Annotated in this window: 17 protein-coding genes and 1 pseudogene; 10 read left to right on the top strand and 8 right to left on the bottom strand. The window is 68.2% G+C overall.

The features are described from left to right. Positions 1–135 precede the first annotated feature (135 nt). Entirely contained in the window at positions 136–579 is a 444-nt protein-coding gene (locus ACBJ59_RS53545) for a VOC family protein (protein ID WP_375117698.1), read from the bottom strand. A 328-nt stretch (positions 580–907) separates the two neighbouring features. Next, the gene (locus tag ACBJ59_RS53540) at positions 908–1,876 is read right to left on the bottom strand and encodes a helix-turn-helix transcriptional regulator (protein WP_375117697.1); all 969 of its coding nucleotides are present in this window, start codon (positions 1,874–1,876) and stop codon (positions 908–910) included. A 35-nt stretch (positions 1,877–1,911) separates the two neighbouring features. Between ACBJ59_RS53540 and ACBJ59_RS53535 the strand changes: the two genes are divergently transcribed. Together ACBJ59_RS53535 and fxlM are read left to right on the top strand one after the other, a co-directional pair. Then, positions 1,912–3,420 carry an MFS transporter gene (locus tag ACBJ59_RS53535; RefSeq protein ID WP_375117696.1) on the top strand — a complete coding sequence of 503 codons (1,509 nt, stop codon included), beginning with the start codon at positions 1,912–1,914 and terminating at the stop codon, positions 3,418–3,420. A gap of 193 nt (positions 3,421–3,613) precedes the next feature. Continuing rightward, positions 3,614–4,762 carry a methyltransferase, FxLD system gene (gene fxlM, locus ACBJ59_RS53530; RefSeq protein ID WP_375117778.1) on the top strand — a complete coding sequence of 383 codons (1,149 nt, stop codon included), beginning with the start codon at positions 3,614–3,616 and terminating at the stop codon, positions 4,760–4,762. 213 nt (positions 4,763–4,975) lie between these two features. Here fxlM and ACBJ59_RS53525 read toward each other — a convergent pair whose 3' ends face one another. The 4 genes from ACBJ59_RS53525 to ACBJ59_RS53510 all read right to left on the bottom strand — a co-directional run bounded on the left by ACBJ59_RS53525 (position 4,976) and on the right by ACBJ59_RS53510 (position 7,815). After that, positions 4,976–6,046 carry an alcohol dehydrogenase catalytic domain-containing protein gene (locus tag ACBJ59_RS53525; protein WP_375117695.1) on the bottom strand — a complete coding sequence of 357 codons (1,071 nt, stop codon included), beginning with the start codon at positions 6,044–6,046 and terminating at the stop codon, positions 4,976–4,978. Continuing rightward, positions 6,043–6,660 (bottom strand): VOC family protein, encoded by a 618-nt coding sequence (locus ACBJ59_RS53520; protein ID WP_375117694.1) that lies wholly within the window; start codon positions 6,658–6,660, stop codon positions 6,043–6,045. The genes ACBJ59_RS53525 and ACBJ59_RS53520 overlap by 4 nt, the downstream gene beginning before the upstream one ends. Before the next feature lie 76 nt (positions 6,661–6,736). Continuing rightward, positions 6,737–7,102, bottom strand: a complete 366-nt coding sequence (locus ACBJ59_RS53515; RefSeq protein WP_375117693.1) for an SgcJ/EcaC family oxidoreductase — start codon at positions 7,100–7,102, stop codon at positions 6,737–6,739. A 2-nt stretch (positions 7,103–7,104) separates the two neighbouring features. Next, positions 7,105–7,815 carry an SDR family NAD(P)-dependent oxidoreductase gene (locus ACBJ59_RS53510; RefSeq protein WP_375117692.1) on the bottom strand — a complete coding sequence of 237 codons (711 nt, stop codon included), beginning with the start codon at positions 7,813–7,815 and terminating at the stop codon, positions 7,105–7,107. A gap of 725 nt (positions 7,816–8,540) precedes the next feature. Here ACBJ59_RS53510 and ACBJ59_RS53505 point away from each other — a divergent pair. After that, positions 8,541–9,740 (top strand): YbfB/YjiJ family MFS transporter, encoded by a 1,200-nt coding sequence (locus ACBJ59_RS53505; protein ID WP_375117691.1) that lies wholly within the window; start codon positions 8,541–8,543, stop codon positions 9,738–9,740. A gap of 415 nt (positions 9,741–10,155) precedes the next feature. Here the strand turns inward: ACBJ59_RS53505 and ACBJ59_RS53500 are convergent, their stop codons facing one another. After that, positions 10,156–11,058: an aminoglycoside phosphotransferase family protein gene (locus tag ACBJ59_RS53500; RefSeq protein ID WP_375117690.1), complete on the bottom strand. Its 903-nt coding sequence runs from the start codon at positions 11,056–11,058 to the stop codon at positions 10,156–10,158. Between the two features lie 299 nt (positions 11,059–11,357). Here ACBJ59_RS53500 and ACBJ59_RS53495 point away from each other — a divergent pair, with 299 nt between their 5' ends. From ACBJ59_RS53495 to ACBJ59_RS53465, 7 genes and pseudogenes are all read left to right on the top strand, one after another. Beyond that, entirely contained in the window at positions 11,358–12,173 is an 816-nt protein-coding gene (locus ACBJ59_RS53495; protein ID WP_375117689.1) for a hypothetical protein, read from the top strand. Between the two features lie 471 nt (positions 12,174–12,644). Beyond that, on the top strand, positions 12,645–13,118 hold the full coding sequence (locus ACBJ59_RS53490; RefSeq protein ID WP_375117688.1) for a hypothetical protein: 474 nt from the start codon (positions 12,645–12,647) through the stop codon (positions 13,116–13,118). A gap of 257 nt (positions 13,119–13,375) precedes the next feature. Then, a pseudogene (locus ACBJ59_RS53485) lies at positions 13,376–13,693 on the top strand (transposase family protein); the annotation flags it as partial. 367 nt (positions 13,694–14,060) lie between these two features. Then, positions 14,061–14,570: a DUF4365 domain-containing protein gene (locus ACBJ59_RS53480; RefSeq protein WP_375117687.1), complete on the top strand. Its 510-nt coding sequence runs from the start codon at positions 14,061–14,063 to the stop codon at positions 14,568–14,570. After that, complete coding sequence (locus tag ACBJ59_RS53475) at positions 14,570–15,667, top strand: hypothetical protein (protein WP_375117777.1); 1,098 nt, start codon at positions 14,570–14,572, stop codon at positions 15,665–15,667. The genes ACBJ59_RS53480 and ACBJ59_RS53475 overlap by 1 nt, the downstream gene beginning before the upstream one ends. A 2-nt stretch (positions 15,668–15,669) precedes the next feature. Next, a complete protein-coding gene (locus tag ACBJ59_RS53470) occupies positions 15,670–16,305 on the top strand; it encodes a hypothetical protein (protein ID WP_375117686.1) in 636 nt (211 codons plus the stop codon). Further along, on the top strand, positions 16,302–19,460 hold the full coding sequence (locus ACBJ59_RS53465; protein ID WP_375117685.1) for a helicase HerA domain-containing protein: 3,159 nt from the start codon (positions 16,302–16,304) through the stop codon (positions 19,458–19,460). Before ACBJ59_RS53470 ends, ACBJ59_RS53465 begins: the two co-directional genes overlap by 4 nt. Here the strand turns inward: ACBJ59_RS53465 and ACBJ59_RS53460 are convergent. Then, on the bottom strand, positions 19,406–19,711 hold the full coding sequence (locus tag ACBJ59_RS53460) for a hypothetical protein (RefSeq protein WP_375117684.1): 306 nt from the start codon (positions 19,709–19,711) through the stop codon (positions 19,406–19,408). The two genes, ACBJ59_RS53465 and ACBJ59_RS53460, sit on opposite strands and share 55 nt — an antisense overlap. Positions 19,712–19,949 lie beyond the last annotated feature (238 nt).

Below are 19,949 nucleotides of genomic sequence, written 5' to 3'. Positions count from 1 at the left end.
CTGGGCGTTCGCAGGGCGATCAGGCTGCATTGCGGTACTCGCTGATCAGTCCTGTGACGGTCTTTCGAGGGTGGATTCGGGAGGCCAACGCCGTCAACCAGAGCCGGTCGGTGCGCCGCGCGGTGCGGCGGTCGGTTATTGTCCGGCCGCTCGGCGGGCCGCCGCCACGATCGTGTTGTCGCTGGTTGCCCAGGCCACCTCGAAGTAGTTGCCCTCGGGATCGGCCAGGTAGGCCGACCGTCCCTCGAAGAACTCGGCGTCCTCCGGCTCCTTGGTGATGCGCGCTCCCGCCTTGCGGAAGCGGTCGACCAGACGGTCCACGTCCTCGGCGCTGTCGGTCATGATGCCGATGGTGAAGCTGATGCCGTTGTCGATGGGGGCCGGCTCGGTGTTGCCGTCGGCGGCGAGGTTCTGCAGGGGGAAGAGTCCGAGCACGGCGCCGCGGAGCTCGAAGGCGGCGTAGTTGTCGTCGTCGACCACCTGCGGCCAGCCCATGCTGCGGTAGAAGTCGCGCTGGGCGGTGAAGTTGCGGACGCCGATGGTGAAGACGTTCGCCAGCGGGGCGGGGGAGTGGGGCATGACGCTCTCCTTGTCCTGGGGGTCTTCTCTCAAACGTGTCCCCGGCCCGTACCGCTTCTTAACGGCTTCACCGGTTGTGGGCTCGGGGTGCAGCCGGCAGCGATCCGGTGGTTGCGCAGTGCCCGGGGGAGTAGGCGGGCGAGGGCGCGGAGTAGGGCGCGGAGTAGGGCGCGGTCCGGCCAGGTGAGGCTTTGGCGGGGCAGAAGCTGTGCAGCCGTTCTGGAGCGTTACGGGGCCACCGGGGTGCCGATGTGGTGAGGCGCCGCGGCCGGGTGCGGTCGCCGATGATCTTGCGCGAAGGGTGACATACGGATGCCACATGTGCAGGTCAGCCCGGTCGGAGTCCCTTGGTGATGCGGGTGCGCAGGGCATGCAGGGCTTGCCTGAGTTCGGCCGGTTCGATGTCTGTGATGTCGGCGTCGAAGGTGAGGAGCAGCCCTGCCAGTCCTGGCCATGACCATGCGCCGAGGGTGAGTCGGCAGGTGGTTTCGGTGTCGTACCCGACTGTTGATCCGCCGGGGGCGAACCGGGCGACGGTGGAGGTGGGCAGGGCGAGGATGGCTGAGCCACGGCATGGCCATTCGGCGGCGGCGTCTCCGCGGTCGTGCGCGGTCATGACGAAGGCGGCGGGATCGCCGTGCGGGATGTCACGCCGGTCGAAGGAGGTGTGCGTGGGCATCCGTGGTCTGATGCGATCCACGCGCATCGCGCGCCATCGGTCCGCATCCGGGTCGAAGGCGACCAGATACCAGCGTGCGGCCCAGACCACGAGGTCGTGCGGCTCCAGCGTGAGCGTGACGGGTTCGCCGTCGCCGGTGTAGTCCACGCGAACGAGGTGCCGCCGGTTGATCGCGCTGCCGACGGCGCGGACGATCTCGGCGTCGATCGGTGGCGCGGGGAACTCCCAGTAGTTGCGGGCTGATGAGACGGTGAACGCTTCGGCGTGCAGGCGGCTGCGCGCGGGCATCGCCTGGTGCAGCGTGGCGAGAGCACGGGCCGCGTTCTCGCGGATGCCGGACAGGACCGTCGGCACGGTCTGGAGCGCGACCGCCGTGGCGACGGCCTGGTCCTCATCGAAGACGACCGGCGGCAGGCGGGTAGCACGACCGAGCCGATATCCCCCACCCGCTCCGCGGACGGCCTCGATCTCGTACCCGAGATCCCGGAGCGTATCGATGTCGCGACGTACGGTTCTCACTGACGTTCCAAGCCGGGAGGCGAGTTCCTCGGCGGTCAGGGTCGCACCGATCCCGAAGATGGACAGCAGCTTGAGCGTCCGCGCGGAGGTAGCAGCCATGATTGTCGGATTTTCTCACCTGTAGCGGTCACTCGATGGCAACTATGCCGGTGATGGTGGCCCGCATGACCGATTCACCGAGCCCCGGAGGGGGCACCCGTACCACTGAGGCTTCTCCGACACCCATCGCCGGCGCCGGCGGGACCGCGGCGCTGTTGGTGGTGCTCTTCGGTTCCTTCATGGACCTTCTCGACGCGACGATCGTCACCGTCGCGGCCCCGGCGATAGCCCGGGACCTGGGTGCCGGCGACGCTCAGATCCAGTGGACGATCGCCGCCTACATCCTCGCCCTGGGCGCGGGCCTGATCACCGGTGGACGCCTCGGCGATCAGTACGGCCGCAAGCGGTTGTTCGTGATCGGGCTGGCCGGATTCATGCTCACCTCGGCGCTGTGCGCGCTGGCCGTCGATCCGGGGATGCTCATCGGCATGCGGGCCGGGCAGGGGCTGACCGCCGGGATCATGGTTCCGCAGGTGTTCGGGATCATCCGGGCGTCATTCGCTCCGGGCGAGCGTGCCAAGGCGTTCGGCGCCTACGGAGCGGTCCAGGGCCTCGCCTCGGTCGCCGGCCCGCTGCTGGGCGGGCTGCTCGTCGACACCAACCTGTTCGACCTGGGCTGGCGGACGATCTTCTGGATCAACGTGCCCGTCTCGATCCTGGCGCTCGTCATCGGCGCGAAGGTCCTGCCGGAGTCCCGCTCCGCCTCGACCGCGCGACCGGACCTCCCAGGCGCGCTTTTCGCGGCCACGGGCATCCTTCTCCTGCTGCTGCCGATCGTCCAGACCGAGACATGGGGATGGACCTGGGCCAGCTACGCCCTCCTCGCAGCCGGAATCATCGTGCTCGGGATCTTCCTCGCCCACGAGCGCCGCCTCACCGGACGCGGAGACGAACCCGTCTTCGACCCGGCTCTGCTGAGAATCCGCGCCTTCGCAGTCGGCCTGAGCGCTTCGGTGCTCTTCTTCGGCGGCATCGGGTCGTACTTCCTCACCCTCTCGATCTACCTCCAGAACGGAACCGGCCGCACCGCATGGGAGACCGGCCTGGTGATCCTCCCGTACGCGCTCGGCTCGATCATCACCTCCGGCCTCGGCGTCGCGCTCGCCGCCAAGGCGGGCAGAACGCTCCTGATCGCCGGCTCGCTCACCATCGCGGCATCCCAACTCGTCCTGTGGTACATCGTCAAGGACGGCAACGATCCCGGATACTGGCTCCTCGCCCTCGCGCTCTTCATCGGTGGCCTCGGGCTCGGTCTCGCCGCACCCGTTCTCGTCAACGTCGTCCTCGCAGGCGTCCCCGGACGCAACGCGGGCGCCGCGGGCGGGGTGCTCTCCACCGTCAACCAGATCGGCGGCGCCGTCGGCATCGCCGTTCTCGGCACGATCTTCTTCACCTCCGTCACCGGGTCAGCCACCGGAGCGCCGGTGCCGGCCGACTACGGTCACGCGCTCAGCATCGTCCTGATCGTCTCCGCCGGGCTCTACCTGATCACGGTGCTCGTGCTGCTCGCACTCCCGAAAGCCGCAGTCGAGCATGCCGAGTAGAGAACCCCTGCCGCCCCCACGTCACGAGCGGCCGACCGGTCGGCAAGCCCGTACGTGATCAGGTACGTGAAAAGGGCCGATATCACGTACATGAGCGATCATGCGACGGCGGCGAGCCCCCAGGGCATCGGCCCGCCGGACCGCTGCGCGACTTCGGTACGTCCCATGACATGGTGGCGGCGACCTTGGCAAGCTGCGCAATCACGAGGTGGTGGCGGCGTTTCTCAACGTCCCACGTGAGGTTTTCGGCCCGGAAGCCACGAGTCTGAAGGCCGCCGACGCGGTCCACGAGGTCATCCGGACCCGGTTCGACGAGCGCGGGCGGGCCACCAGCTCTGTCAGTGCCCCTTGGTTGCAGGCGCAGATGATCGAAGCGGCACGGATCGGGTCGGGTGACCGGGTGCTGGAGATCGGTTCCGGTGGCTACAACGCCGCCGTCATCTCCGAGATCGTGGGACCGGAAGGGCACGTCGTCACCGTCGATATCGATCCATGGGTGTGCGAACGTGCGAGCAGATTCCTCGCCGAGACCGGCTACCCGCAGGTACAGGTCGTTCTCGGCGACGCCGAACACGCGGTCGACGATCTTGGCCCGTTCGACGCCATCTTGGTGACGGTCGGGGTCTGGGACTGCCCGTGGGGCAAACTGCTCGCACCGGGCGGTCGCCTGGTCGTTCCGCTGATCTTCAAGTCGACCACCAGGTCGATCACCTTCGTCCAGGAAGGAGATCGGCTCGTCGGCCGTGACCCCACCGTGTGCGGGTTCGTCGCGCTGCAGGGCGAGGGCGCCCACCGGTCCCAGGAAGCGGAACTGGCCGGCGGTGCCGTCTCGTTGACGATCGACGGCGGACCTGAACTCGACGAGGCCGCGCTCAACCGTGCCCTGGAGGGGGACCGGACAGAGTTGTGGACGGGGGTCACGGTCGACAGCCATGAGTCGTTCGAGACACTGAACCTGTGGATCGTGACCGAGGACGATCTGTTCGGGCTCATCTACCGCGACCCCGCCAGTGAATGCGCCCTCGTTCGCACCGCCGCCCGCTGGTTCTGCCCGGCACTCATCGCGCCCGACAGCTTCGCCTATCTCACGGCCCGCGAGGCCCACCGTGACGACCAGAGTGGCAAGGTCCGGCATGAATTCGGCATTTACGGACACGGCCCGCAGGGCGCCGATCTGGCCCGCCGGCTGCATGATCACGTACTGACCTGGGACCGTGACCGGCGGCACCGCCCCGGGCCCGGCTTCACCCTCTACCCGGCGGGCGCCGCGGTCCCCGAACCTGCCGTGGGACGGGTATTCCGCAAGCGCCACACGCAGCTGGTCATGCAGTGGCGGACGTGATCAGGGTTCAGGCCGAACCCCGCGGGGTGCGAGCGGCGGTGGAGGCGGCGTCTGGGTGGTATGCCCGGACGCAGGCCGTAACGTGTTCACGGGATGGGAGCGCAGACGCCGGTTGCCACGGGCGACCAGGGCGACCGCCCTGGTCGCCCGCGCGTGCGGTGGCGCCACCGCCACCGGTGACGACCGCGACCGTTCCGTCCAGCGATGGGTGTCTCATGCCGTGGGGTCGAGGACGGCGCGGAAGCGGGCGTCGCCGTTGATCATGTGCTGGTAGGCCTTGGGCGCCTCGCTCAGCGGGAACACCTCGTTGTGGGACCGGATGCCGTGGTCGAGGGTGAAGTGCAGGTTGTCCTCGTTCTCGATCGCGGTGCCGGTCAGGCTGCCCCGCACGACGTGCTCGCCGAAGATGAGGTCGCTCGTGGCCACCTGGATCGGGTCGGGGGCGGCTCCGACGACGACCAGTTCGCCGCGCCGGCCGAGCCCTTGCAGCAGTGGCGACATCGACGCACCGGAGGCGGCGGTGGCAACGATGACCGCGGCCCCGCCGAGCTGGCGCAGGGCGGCGCCGGGGTCGGTCTGCGTGCTGTCGATGTAGTGGTGGGCGCCGAGTTCGGCGGCGAGCGTGGCCTTGGCGGTGCCCCGGGCAATGGCGACGACCCGGTGGCCCAGCGCGCGGGCGTACTGGATGCCGAGGTGGCCGAGGCCGCCGATGCCCTGCACCGCGACCAGTGAGCCGGGCCGCGCCGAGGCCGAGATCAGCGCGTTGTACATGGTCAGGCCCGCGCACAGCAGTGGCGCGCCGGCGAGAGCGTCGAGGCCGGGCGGGATCCGTACGAGGCCGGTCGCCCGCGCGTAGGTCACTTCGGCGTAGCCGCCGTCGATGCCGGTGCCCGTCTGCGGCTGGTCGGAGCAGTTGACGAAGTCGCCGCGCCGGCACGCCTGACAGGTGTTGTCCTGGCCGCCGAGGAATCCGACGCCGACGCGGTCGCCGACCTGCCACGTCGGATCGACCCCGTCGCCGAGGGCCTCGATCACGCCGATGATCTCGTGGCCGGGCACGATCGGCGCCGAGGGATCGGGCCGCAGCCCCTCCACGGCGAGGACGTCGGTGTGGCAGATGCCGCAGGCCTCGACCCGGATGCGCACCTGACCGGGTGACGGCTCGTGCCGCTCGCGCTCGACGAGGGTGAACTGCCGCTGGCCGGTGACGATGAAGGCCCGGTAGGTGGAGCCCTGGCCGGCGGAGGCCGGATGGGTGGAGCCGCGGTAGGTGTTCTCGCTCATGCCGGCAGCTCCCTTCCGGCCTGCTCGCGTACCAGGTAGTCGGCGTACCAGTCCGGCCAGTTGGGGTCTTCGGCGCCGGTGCGCGCCTCGTGCTCGCCGTGCGCGGCGGCCGCGCGGCGCAGCGCGGCGGCGAGGTCGGCGGTGGAGGCGTACGTGGTGGCGGACGGGTCCACCCGTCCCGGGAGCCGGGTGGTGACCTCCTGCAGCACCCAGCCGTTGCCGTCCGGGTCGCTGAACGACAGGAACGAGCCGTAGCTGCTGCGCTGCGGATCCGCGCCAGGGATCCGGGCGTCGGTGCCGGCGTGGTGGAAGACGCCGCCGGCGTCGTGGAAGACCTCGCTGGGTTCGGCGCCGAGCCGCTTGAGTTCGTCGTGGGCGGCGGCGATGTCGTCGACGATCAGGTGCAGGCCCTGCGCCGAGCCCGGCGTCTGCGACGTGACCGACGTACCGAAGATGACCGAGGCCGGCGAGCCGGGCGGAGTCACCTGCACCACCCGAAAGTCCTCACCGGTGGCGATGTCGGCGTCCAGCCGCCAGCCCAGTCCCGTGTAGAAGTCCTTGGCCCGGTCGACGTCCGCGACCGGTACCACGACCACTTCTAGCTTCATGTCCATGATGTGCGCCTCCTGCGCTTGGTAGGAAATGCCGGCAATGCGAGAGGCTCGCGCAGCCGGCTGCGATCGCTTGTCCTCAGTCGAGGTGGGAGACCTGGTAGTGGGTGATGCGCCAGCCGTCTTCGGTCCGTTTCACGAGCACGCTGAGCCACACGTGGAGGGTGGGCCGGTCGGTGAAGGTGAAGTCGACGGCGAGGTAGCCGAGAACGAGGTCGTCGGCGAGGGCCCGGGTCTCGACGATGCGGTAGGCGGCGGCCAGCCCGGGCGGCTGCGAGTCGTAGTAGGCGGCGATGCCGGGCCGGCCGACGCTGTAGGGGCGCAATCCCTGGAAGATCGCGTCCTCGGTGAACAGGGCGGCGACCTGCTCCGGCCGGTGTGCGTCGACGCCGGCTCTCCACCGGTCCAGGACGTCCCGGAGCACCGCTTCGGTGTCGGTGTTCATGGTCAGTGTCCTGCGCTCATGCCGCCGTCGACATGGAGGATCTCACCGGTGACGAACGGGGCCTGCTCCAGGAACACGACCGCGTCCACCACGTCGCTGATCTCGCCGAGCCGGCCCACCGGGTGCAGCCCGGCGAGGACTTCGTGGGTCTCCTCCGGGTGCATGGGCGTCTTGATGGTGCCCGGCGAGACGGCGTTGACGCGGATGCCGCGCTTGGCGTACTCGATGGCCAGGGACTTCGTGGCGGACTGCAGGCCGCCCTTGCTGAGGCTGGCCAGCACGGACGGGACCCGGGCGTCGGCGTTGTCGACCAGGCTGGTGGTGATGCTGACGACGTGACCGCCGCCATCCTGAGCGAGCATGCGCTCGATGGCGAGCTGGGTGATGTGGAAGAAACCGTCGATGTTGACTCCCCTGACGGCGGCGTAGTCGTCCACGGTGTAATCGGTGAACGGCTTCGCCACGAAGATGCCGGCGTTGTTGACCAGGCTGTCGACCCGGCCGAAGCGCTCGATGGCGGCGGCCACGGCGCGTTCGGCGGTGGCGCGGTCGGCGACGTCGCCCTGGACGGTCAGGACGCTCGGGTCGGTGGAGGGAGCGATCGTGCGCGAGACGGCGACGACGCCGTAGCCGAGCTTGCGGTAGGCGTCGACGACGGCGGCGCCGATGCCCTGCGAGGCGCCGGTGACGATGGCGACCTTCTGAGAACTCATGATGACCTTCCTTGAAGAGTTAGTAGACAACCGGTCGTCTATTTGGGTGAACGTAGACGGCAGGAGAAGGGAAGTCAAAGGCGTACGCCGCCCGCGCCAGGATCGGCTTTCTCCTACCTGATAGGCGTAGGCTCCTACCGCAGGTCAGCGGCGGTGCGGGGAGCCAGGGGGCAGCCGGGCGTCCGAGCTTTGGATGCCGAAGTCCCCTCGTCGCCCAGGGCCTCGGCGACGGCCAGGACGGAGGGGCGGGTGGCGCCGCGACGCCACACCGGGGACCAGGCCCAGTGGAGCTCCGGCGTGACGACGGACGCAGGACGAGGTCCGGGGTAGCGGGGGTGTTCTGGCCTTTCGGCGAGTTGACGCCGGTCGGCGCCGATGAGCCGGGCCCGCGGTCCGCGCTGCTTCCTCTGGCCATCGCGGGCGGTACGGGCAGTCAGGTCAGGAGGGAGCCAGTTGGCGTAACCGAGCCGTAGCGGCTCCGATCCGGACAGGTGGCGGACCCGGCTGTGGAGGTTGTCGGCGGCGGCCGGCAGCTCTGTGGTGCGCGGCAGCGGGGCGGCGCCGACCGGGGTCAGCTCTTCGGCGACCGCGGCGAAGTCTTGCGAAGCTCTACGAGCCTGGGTGCGAGGCTGTGCCTACCACCAGGGAGGACGCCGGTCGTGGCGGCCGGCCAGGGGAAGCGCGCACCATGAAACCATGACCGCCCGATTTCGAGTGATCTGCCCATGACCGGACGATCCCTGACCGCCGCCCTCCCGGTCCGGACCGGTGCGGCTGCGCTCCGCTCGCCCTGGGTCCACGTCGGCCAGGCAGCCGCGGCGCTCGCCGCGGGCATGGGGATCGGCCGGTTCGTCTACACCCCGATCCTGCCCCTGATGCACGCCCAGGCCGGCTTGTCCGCGACGACCGGGGCGAACCTGGCGACGGCCAACTACGTCGGCTATCTCCTCGGGGCGCTCGCGGGCAGCGTGTCGCCCGCGCTGATCCGCAGGCCCGCCCCGCTGCGGGCAAGCCTCGTCGTGCTGACCATGAGCCTGTCTGCGATGCCGTTCACCGGCGGTGCGGCGGTGTGGATCACGCTGCGGCTGATCGCCGGGGTGAGCAGTGCGCTGATCTTCGTCACCGCGGCCAGTTCCCTGCTCAGCCACCTGCGCGAGCATCCCACGCACCTGCCGGGCTGGGCGTTCGGAGGCGTCGGGGGCGGCATCGCGCTGTCCGGCCTGCTCGTGCTCGTGGTGCGTTCGGCCGCCGACTGGCGGGCGGCCTGGTGGGCGTCGGCCCTGCTGGTCGCGCTGCTCACCGCCGCCGCATGGAACCTGCGCCCGGAGACCCCGCCGGCCACGCCCGCCAGGTCCGGTGGGGTGAAGGCCGGTGGAGCGGCGCTGCGGGGTCGGTTCGCCGTGCTGTTCACCTCGTACACGCTCGAAGGCGTCGGTTACATCGTCGCGGCCACGTTCCTGGCGGCGGCGATCGAGGAGACGAGCCCCGGGTGGGTGGGGAGCTGCGCCTGGGTGCTGGTCGGGGTGGCGGCCGTGCCGTCCGCGGCCTTGTGGGCCCGGCTCGGGCGCCGCTGGTCGGTGCCGGGGCTGTTGCTCACCGCCCTCGTCATCCAGGCGGGCGGCATCGTGCTGCCGGCCCTGGTGCCGGGGGTGACGGCCGCGCTCGTCGCGGCGGTGCTGTTCGGGGCGACGTTCATCGGGGTCAGCACGCTCTCCCTGGACGCGGGCGCCCGCCTGCGTTTTCCCCGCTCCGTCGCGCTGCTGACCGCCGGGTACTCCATGGGCCAGATCCTCGGTCCCCTGGTCGTGGCCCCGCTGCTGCGCCACGGTTACCACCGGGCGCTGATCCTGGCCGGCGCCATCGTTCTGGCGGCAGCCGTGGCCGCTGCTGTGCTGCGCGTTAGCTACCCGCGCCACTCCGCTTAGCGGCGGGGGTCAAAGGGCCTCGGGCACCTTGTTCTGCGCCTGGGCGCCGGGGATCGGCAGGCAGTTCGCCCACATGGGACCGAGCGGGTGCGGGTCGTTGGAGAGCATGCGAGCAGCACCTGCCTCTCCAGCTGCGCCACCACCGACCGCGCGGCCTCCCGGGAGTCGGCCACGGTCACCTTGCAGGTGCCCGGAACTCGGCCATCGGGTTGGCCTGGGGTGGGTTCGGCGTTCCCGTTCTGGTGGGCATGATCGCTGCTCATGGTGCTGTGGTCGCTTCATGCCCGGCTTGCCGGGTTGGCTGGTGCTGCCGGCTCGCTCCCCGCCGACCTCATCGACCGGCATCAGCTTGCCTGCCGGCCCATCCGGGACATGGCCCTCAACCAAGATCGAGAACAGGCTCAAGAAGTGTGCATCAAACGCCCTTCAGAACACGATCAAGTGCCGCCCGGCCTGCAGGTCGCCAGCTCGGTTTACCGCCGGGAAGGCCCCGATCTCCGTTCTGCCCCATGAGCATCAGGAAGAGGCTCTTCATAGCGGCCAGCCCGCGGGCGCGCCGGATCGTCGCCTCGTCGGCGTGCGCGTACGCGTCGAAGAACCGTGCGGCCGCGCCCGCGGGCAGCAGCACCCACGCGGCGCCGAGGTCCCACGCCGGGTCGCCGGCGAACAAGGCACCGAAATCGATCACGCCCGAGAGTGTTCCGTTCGAGACGATGACATTGGCGGGATGGAGGTCGCCGTGCACCCACACCGGCGGGCCTTCCCACTCGGGGGCCGCGACGGCATCGGCCCAGACGGCCCGGACGGCGCGGACATCGCCGACGGCGTCGGGGTCAATGGCCTGCAAGAACTGCTCGAAGCCGCCCGTGCACCTCTTGGGGTGAGCGCCGAAGTCCGAACTGGCCGGGGCCTCGGCGGGCGCCTCCCCATGGAGCGCCTGGAGGAAGCCCGCCAGTGTGTCGGCCGCGTGGGCGCCGCGGCTGATCGAGCCGTGGTCCAGCGGCTCGCCGGGAACCCACGTCATCACGGTCCAGTGTTTGGGGAAGCGCGCGGACGGTTCGCCGAACCGCACCGGGGTCGGCACCGGGAGCGGCAGGCGCGGGGCCAGCACGGGTAGCCACCGCCGCTCCTTGAGCTGGAGCTCCGGGGTGGGGTCCATGCGCTGCATGCGCACGGCCAACTCGTCCCCGAGACGCCACATCTGGTTGCCCCAGCCACCCGCCACCTCGCGGATGGCCAGCCCTGCAAGGTCTGGATGTTGATCCTGCAGCAGGTCGCGGACCAGGTCTGCGGTGATCTCGATCTCGGTGTCGGTCATGCGAAGTCACAGTACTGAGGTGGCAGGCGGAGCGGCTCTCGCTCTCCGCGCGGCCGGTTGGAGGAGATCCGTGACAACCTCGTCGCCCGCATCGCTGAGGCCGAACGCGAAGGCTGGCTCGGGGAAGTAGTAGGACTCAAGGTGAGCCTCGTCGGCGCAGAAGACAAACTTGCCCAGATCGACCGGCGTTCCCACCAGCGAACAGTCGTCGGCCTCGGCATGCCTACCGCCAGGAGTAAAGATCATTGAGCACCGAAGTCGTACATACAACTCGCCTGCTGTGACGTTACTGTGAGCGGATGAGTGAGGAGTTGTCGCCGCAGGTGTTCTCGAATCGCTGGGCTGAGGCCGTTGGTCCCGGCGGCCAAGGTTCGCCTCGTGATCTCTGCGGGTGCATCGAGCAGACCAGCACCAAGCCGCAGCGAACGACCCGCTTCCACCGAGAACGCCAGGACACCACGGCATCCGGATGGATCCGCCTTCTCGAGCTGATTGAAGAGGCAGCAGCCGACGGAAGGGAGGTCTTCAAGCCGCTGGTCGAACTCACCGCGGAACAGCGGCGCCAGGTCGTCACGCTCCCGCCAACCATCGCCAAACTCACCTCGGTGAAACACCTCGTGCTCTATGGCAGCAATTTGGTGCGTATCCCGCCTGAGATCGGCGCTATGCGAAGCCTTGAGGAGTTCACCCCGTACACCTCCTACCGCCTGCACTGGTTCCCGTACGAGATCACCCGGTGCCCCAACCTACAGCGCAGCACGGTGAGCACCCGCGCCCTCTACGGTAACTACAAGCGGCGACCGCCCTTTCCGCTGTTGTCGGCCGTAGCGGCAGGCACCCAAGACATTGGCCTCGAAGACCTAGACCCCGGTGTATGGGGTGCCTCCGCCATCCGTACGTGCAGCGTTTGCGATCAGCACGTCGAAGGCGTGAACCTCCGCCAGGTCTGGATCTCCCTATGGACGTCGGGCGCTGACATTCTGCCCTTGCTGGTCAACGCCTGCTCGACGGCATGCGTCGAGGCGCTTCCCGTGCCTGCCGAAGGCTACGTCCAGATGCCGCACACGGGCGGGCCAAGGGTCGAGCAGCCCTCCGCTGGCCGACGACCTCGTTAACGTGGTGCGGACCCAGCAGAAGACCGTAGTTCAGAGAAGCCTGTGTCAGCTGTGCTCTTCTTCGCGTTGATCCAGCTCAGATGCCTCGACGTGAAGAAATTCGCGCCAACCCGATCGACCGCCTCTCCGAAGCCAAGGATCAAGGCTGGCTCGGTGAAGTCTCCGCGATCGAGAGCACTCTCGCCGCCGCTGAGCAGAAGCTTCAGGCCATGCGGGCAGCGGCTGCGCGCACAAGCATCGTGAGCCTGGGTATGCCCAGTGTCCACCGTGACCCCCTCGCCGGTGAGTGGCCCAGATCGCCAGTGGGGGAACAAAGCTCGCAGGCTCAGCCGATAACAACGCGGCCATGTCTTGACCTGAGAGGACGGGCGGGATCCCGCCCAGCAGGCTCGCCAGCGCTTTCTTAGCATCGGCGCAATTAGCGATCCGTATTGTTGAATGGTGATCACCCGACGAGCTCTGGAGAATGGCATGGTGCTGACCGAAACAGCCTCGGAGGCGTTACCGAAGCAGCGGAGGAGGTGGCCATTCTTCGTGTGTCTCGCGCTCCTGGCTTCGATCGTCGCCTACACCCTGGTGTTCGACGTTTCCCAGTGGCGCAACGACGAGAAGCTGGCCCGGCTGCACGAGCGGGTGAGCATGCTCTCCCTTCCACCCGACACCGAGCATGATCTGCGGGCCGAGGCGAGCGTGGTGGGTCTTCTGTCGGGCAACAGCAACCATTGCGACTATCTGGTCCACCTGGCCCTGGTCACGAAGCTGTCCGATGCCGAGATTGCCCGCTACTACGAGTCCGTCACGGTCGAGGGCATCGAGGGCGGAGAGCTCTCCGGCACCGTATACGTCAACCCGAGCGGGTCATGGCGAGGAGACGACTCCAAGGACGTCATCGTGGAATTCTTCGACGGAGGCCACGAAGCCGGGTTCGACATGCGTTGCCACTGACCCAAAGCCCCGGCCATCGCCGCGACACGCCGAACAACCTCCTCCTCAGAACTGAATGTGGTCACAAAGAGTTGAGCTTGGATGATCTGGCCTGATGTCTCATCGACGACTCGGACGGGCAGATAGCCGCGGCTGCGTTGGCTGTGCCGGTCGTGGGGGGTGGTGACGCGCCGGTAGGTGCGCCCGTTCAGAACGAAGCTGTCGCCCTCGGCGGCGGTACTGGCCCGCTCCAAGAGCGCGCGAGCGTGTTCGCGATGAACGCCCAGGTCATCGCCTCCCCGAACGGGACGATCCGGTGGACCTCTGGCGCGCTGCCCGGCAAGGCCCACGACCTGAGCGCCGCCATCTGGGGCATCCTGCGCGCGCTGGAGCAGGCCGGGATCATCACCCTGGCCGACAAGGCGTACCAAGGAGCCGAAGGCCCGGTACGCACCCCGTACAAGGGCAAGAACAAACCCGAATCCCAGAAGCAGGCCAACCGCTCCCACGCCAAGCTCCGGGGACCCGGTGAACGGGCGAACGCCCAGCTGACGAGCTGGAAGATCCTCCGCAAGCTACGCTGCAGCCCTTCGCGGCTGGCAGCTCGCGCTGCTGGCCGAGGCCGCCCGGTAGGCGCGTACGCGGAGGTATGGCGCATGATGACGATCCTCCTACCCGCGCTGTGCCCGGCTCGGGCGAGGCCGTGGGTCGTGCACACCGAGGCGGTGACGCTTGCGGCGGACGTCACGGTGGCGGGTGCGGTCGCAGGCGGTACGCCTGACTTCAGATAATGGCATGTCACTGCGGCTCGGCACCGAACGAATTCGCATATTCAGGGTGGCCGTAAAAGGACGGAGGAAGACGTGTCTCATACGTCGCCAAAGCGAAACCTCCCTCCCCCTTGGCTGCGTGAAAGATACTCTCTAGCGTGCGGATCGGGCGGTCGGTGGTGAGGGAGACTGCGTGCTGGACCAGCGGAACCATCAAGGCAAGTTCGCTGAAGACTACGTGAGGGTACTTGCTTCGGCTGCGGGTCTTCTCGTCTATCAGGACGATCTCGACTATGACGGCATCGACCTGGGCTTCCGATATCCCGGAAGGACGGGATATATTGCCTCGCCTGCTATCGAGGTACAGGTCAAGTCATGGTCGGCGCCGCTGTGCAAGGGCCCGGATCTGCAATTTCGCGGACTGAACGAGGTGCAGTACAACAAGCTCGTCGCCGGTCCGTTTCTCGTTCCGCGTTACCTGTTCCTCGTCGTGGTCCCGTCGGAAAGCGACCGCTACGCACGTGTGGAGACCGAAGGGCTGACGTTGAGCCGGCTCTGCTACTACCGCGGGTTCGAGGGTGAGCAACCCGTCGCCTCTCCGAGTACCAAACGGCATGTCCCTATCCAGGTGCCGTTGGGGAACGTTCTCACGGTCCGCGCGTTACGCGAGCTCGTCGGGGCGCCCACGGGGTTGCTCGCGTGATGAGGAGTGTGTCGGTTTCCGATGTCAGCAGCTATCTGGCCTCTACTGGCTGGGTTCGCCAGCCGGAGGGCTGGAGAGGTGCGGCTGTCTGGGTGCATGACGGCGATCACGAGATCCTGGTGCCGGGGGCGGACGATCTGGCTGACGGGCCGCGGCGGCTCAGAGAGATCTTTTCGCTGCTGGCGAGGGTGGAGGGCCGCTCTGCCGAGGACATTGCGTCCGACATCAGCTCGCCCATGGCCGATGTCCAGTGGTACCGCGCACCCATCGTCCCCATGAATGGGCAGTTCGGGTTGGTTGACGCGGTCACAGCTCTCAACAGCGCCCAAGCCGCCTTGAGCGCGGCGGCTCGTGCCGCTCTGAGCGGTCCTCGGCCGGTGTTCGACGGTACAGCACCAAAAGCAGTGCGTGATCTGCTCGCTCGCGTATGGATCGGGCCAATCGTGCCGTCTGCAGACCTCCTCACCGTACGCATTCCGTTACAAGAGCAAAAGTCCGACGACCCTCCGCTGGCGCGCCGCACCTTGACCCTGCTCCAACGTGCCACGCTGCTCCTGCGCGAAGCCAGCGCCGAGGTACACAGCACCGGCGACATCAGCGTCTTCGACGGCATGGTCCGGGACGGCGTGTCGGCCGAATTGTGTGTCGCGCTCGCCCGATTCGCCGGACCCGATCCCGGAACCCGCTTCGAGGTCGGTTTCCGCTGGGCCCGAGCGCTGCCCTCCGAGGTGCCCGCGCAGACAGTGGTCTTCGAGGCCGAGAGCGGGACGTTGCTGCGCCGCGTCGCCCATAGGCTTCGGCGTCTCCACCGCGAAAGCGCTTCGGTCACGGGCTTCATCGGCACTCTCTTCGACAACGGGGGCGAGGATCGGTTCCGCGTTCACGTACGTGGCCAGGTGTCGATCGGAGAAGACGAGCCGCGCGGCTCCATATGGGTGCGCCTGCCCGACGAGGCGGCCTACGACGTAGCCGTCGATGCGCATCGAAACCGAACCGTTGTGCGTGCCGTTGGCACGCTCATGGACGTCAACGGCCGTCGTGAACTCATCGCGACCAGCTTCAGCAAAGTTGTGGACGATCGATCCGAGGAGAGCTGACCATGGAGAACACCGCGTTCGGAACCCGGGAGCGGGCCTTGCTCCTGGGTCTGATGACGCTCGGCGGGACGGCGTCCAACCCGGAGCTTCGTGCCCACGTCGGGGACGCACTCGACGGTGAGCCGCGGCGCCGTGTGAACAAGCGTGCGCTCGTCGCGAGCGAGAAGCTGGGCAGGTCCTACCACCACACGCTCACCGAGGATGGCTGGGCCTGGTGCGTGGCAGAGCTGGAAGGCTCGGCTCCGGAACGCGGAGGGTCGCTCGGCCGCACCCTCTACGGTGTCCTGCGTGTGATCAAGGGATACCTCGACGCGACCGACCTGAGCCTGGCCGAGTTCGTCGTCAAGGCCCGCGAAGGCGGGGCCGCGGCCTCGGGCGATCTGACCAAGGCGATCCGCGACGCCTACTGGCACCTGGTTCGCGAGCCGCAGGACTGGGTGCTCCTGACACAACTGCGAGCACAACTGGGAGACGCTTCCCGTGAGGAGGTCGACGAGGCGCTGCGGCAACTGGAACAGCTCCCGGATGTTCATCTGGTACCGGAAGCGGACCAGAAGACCCTGACCGACGAGGACAGGAAAGCGGCCGTCGTCATAGGCGGTGTGAGCAAGCACCTGCTGGCGATGGAGGCCCGATGAATGAGAACGAGGAACGGGCGCTACATGCCATCTCCAGAGTCCTCAACTGGGCGACAACGGCCGAGCATGCTTGGAACCCGCCCCCCTTCCACGTCGACGGCATGCATCCGCGGGCGGAGCAGCTGATCCTCGACGGCATCGATGAGGCGTCCGTCGCATCCCGGACCAGCCCGCTCGGCGTGGTGATCCAGGGTGAGGGAGGCGCCGGCAAGACTCACCTCCTCGGCTGGGTGAGGAGCAAGATCGCGCAGGCCGGCGGCTACTTCTTCCTCGTGGACTTCAGCGCGGGAGACGACTTCTGGCATCGGACCACGAGTGCGATGGTCGAGGACCTGGGCCGGTCGGTCGCAGGCCCGGACACTCCGAGCCAGGCGATGGTGGCCCTGCGCGCCCTGGCCACCCTCGCGGGAGCCGATGACCAGATCAGGGCAGCGATGGATCGTGAATCGGGTATCACCCGCAGCGACCTCGATGCTCTGGTGAACGGGCTGGTGGCCAGGAACCGGCAGTTGCTGCGGTGCCGCGACACCATCCGGGCGCTCGCCCTCTACGCCGCCGCCTCGGGTCCGGCCCTCGACGTCGCTCACGATCACCTGATGTCGACCGAGGAAGCCGAGGAGGGCGATCGCAAGGCCTGGGGAATGGGCCGAGGAGTCAAGAAGCCGCACGACATCGCGGTCGAGCTGTCGATGATCCTCGCGCTGACCGGCCCCAGCGTCATCGCTGTGGATCAGATCGACGCGCTCCTCGAGCACTCCCGCGTGGCCGCCGCCACGGGCTCCGCCGCGCTGCCGCCTGATGCCGAACCGCGGAAAGATGTGATCGACGAGATCGCGAGCGGCCTCATGGCCCTGGTGCACGCCACTCAGAGAACGCTCTGTCTGGTGGCCTGCCTGCCCTCGTCGTGGAATCTGATCAGGAATCGGGCCATCGGAACGGCACAGGACAGGTTCCGGCCAGCCCTGATCCTCACCACCATCGCGAGCGCGGACATCGCGCAAGTCCTGATCGAGCGAAGGTTCGCCGTGGCATTCGCGCACGCGGGTTTCACCGCGCCCAGCCCCGCCTGGCCCATCGCTCCTACCGCGTTCGCCACAGCGCCTGGTCACACTCCCAGGACACTGCTACGGCTCATCAGCGCACACGTTGCGACATGCCGGGCAGAAAGCGAAGTACGTCCGCTGGAACGTTTCGATCGAGAAGAACCAGCTCCCGCTGTCACATCTCTCGTCGAGACCGCTCCTTCCGTGCCGGAGACGAACCTGGCCCGGCTCGACGCGCGATTCGCCGGATTGCGCGGAGGGGCTGACGTATCGAACGCATTCGATCCGGAACGGGAAGACGAACTCGCGCCTCCCTTGCTCGCCGCCGGTCTTAACGCCTGGATCAAAGAGCAGGACAAAGCGGGCATAGCCTTCTCCGTCGATCCGCCTCCGGGCCGCCGCCCCAGCCTGCACGCGAGATTGCGGCAGGCACTGGACCCCGATTCCGAGGAGCAGCGACACTGGACGTTCCGGATGATCGGCGCGCCGCACCACATCGCAGCACTCAAACGGCTGAACGACGGCATCACGGCGTCCGGCCTGGGCCCGGAGACGCCCGACCGTTGTTTCGTCGTGCTCCGCAACCTCGCATGGTCGGATGGGCCGGCCACTCAAGCTCGCCTGAAACAGCTCAAGGAGTGGGGTGGGCAATCACTCACCGTCCGGGGTGACGACCTGCGCGTGTTCGAGGCGCTGCGGCAAATGGCAGCCGATGAGGACCCGGAGTTCGAGAACTGGCTGCGTGCCCGCCGCCCGGCCAGTGATACCGAGCTGTTCACCAGCCTGCTCGGCGCGCTGACACTCATCGATCCATCACCGCCGCCTCAGCCATCGACCACAGGATCCGAACGGTCGGCAAGGGACCTCCTGGAATCCGCCGACGGCCGCACCGCGGTCATCCCGGTCGGCAGGCGTCTGGATACCGGCACCGATCTCGAACTGAAGCTGAGCACCCTCACCCGCCACACGGCCGTGTTCGCTGGATCCGGCTCCGGCAAGACCGTGTTCCTGCGGCGGCTCATCGAGGAGTGCGCGCTGCACGGGGTGTCGTCGATAGTGCTCGACTCCAACAACGACCTTGCCCGGCTGGGTGATCCCTGGCCCAGCCCGCCTCATGGTTGGAGCGACGAGGACGCCGGCAAGGCGGCTCGCTATTTCGCCGAGACTGAGGTCGTGATCTGGACTCCGGGACGTTCTCGAGGACGCCCGCTGACCTTCCAGCCGCTCCCCGATTTCGCACCAGTGCTCGATGACCGTGACGAGCTGGACTCCGCGCTTGGCCTGGCTGTCGAAGCGCTCGCCCCTCGGGCGAGCGTGGACGGGACGAGTGCCAAGGCGCGTAAGGGGAAGGCCATCCTCCGCCAGGTGCTGGGCTACTTCGCCCGCTCGGGCGGTGGCGACTTCGCCGCGTTTCTCGGTCTGCTCGCCGCCCTGCCGCTGGAAGTCAGCCAGATCGACCGCGCGGATCAGATCGCCGCCGAACTGGGACAGCTCCTCACCGCCGCGACGATCAACGACCCCCTCTTCGCGGGCCGCGGTGAGGCGGCGAACCCCGAGCAGTTGCTCAGCCCATCCACGGGCAAGCGGGCACGCGTCTCCGTCATCAGTTTCATCGGTCTAAGTGATGAGGCGAGACCAGGATTCGTCAGCCAGCTTCAGATGGCCCTGTTCTCCTGGATCAAGCGGAATCCGGCTCGTGGTCGCTCCCTCAATGGCCTGTACGTGATGGACGAGGCGCAGGCGCTCGTACCGGCGACACCGAAGACCGAAGCGCTGGCCAGCACACTGACCCTGGCCTCACAGGCGCGTAAGTACGGCCTCGGCCTTGTCTTCGCCACCCAGACACCGCGGGGCCTGCACAACCACATCGCGGGAAACGCCACAACGCAGTTCATCGGGAGGATCAACAGCCCCACGCAGATCGAGGTGGTCAAAGGGCTGGCGCGAGCCCGCGGAGGCCACGCCGACCGAGTTGGACGACTGGAGACCGGGCAGTTCTATGCCGCGAGCGAAGGCATACCCGAGGTGCTCATCCGGGCACGACAGTGCCTGAGCCATCATCCCGCCGATCCACTCACCGAACAGGAGATCATCGAGCGGGCATCCCGCTGATATCGCACATTGGCTCTGTGAGCCGGGTTGAGCGGGATCAGCCGGGCGCGCACCGCCGCGTTCAGCGCGGTCCGCAAGGTGGCGTGGATGCGTACCACCGTGGCGGGCGACAACCGGCGGCCGCCCGGCGAGGGACGCGCGGCCGGCGCCGCGAGGAGATCGTTGACGTCGCTTGAGGTCAGCTGGTGCAGCCGGATCCGTCCCAGGCGGGGGACGAAGTAGCGGCGTATCCCTGCTTGGGCGACGGCCACAGTGTATCCTTGGTGGTCAGCCACTGCTCGAGGGTGTATCCGGTCCCGGCGCCGTCGCGGTCAGCGCCTACCAGCGCCTTGTCGGCGGTCTCGGCTTCCTCGCGGTCGGCGTAACCGCTCTGGCGGGTGCGCCACCGACAGGCGCGAACACTGCGTCCCTCGCTGATGTCCGGTCTCGGGATCGACACAACCGCATCTCCTGCCGACCTGCGCATGAGCCAGTGCGCCAGGAGCGGGC

The sequence above is a fragment of the Nonomuraea sp. MTCD27 genome, assembly GCF_041950495.1.
GTDB lineage: Bacteria > Actinomycetota > Actinomycetes > Streptosporangiales > Streptosporangiaceae > Nonomuraea.
The sequence above is the reverse complement of the archived record's forward strand: the minus strand, read 5'-3'. Positions and strand labels throughout refer to the sequence as shown.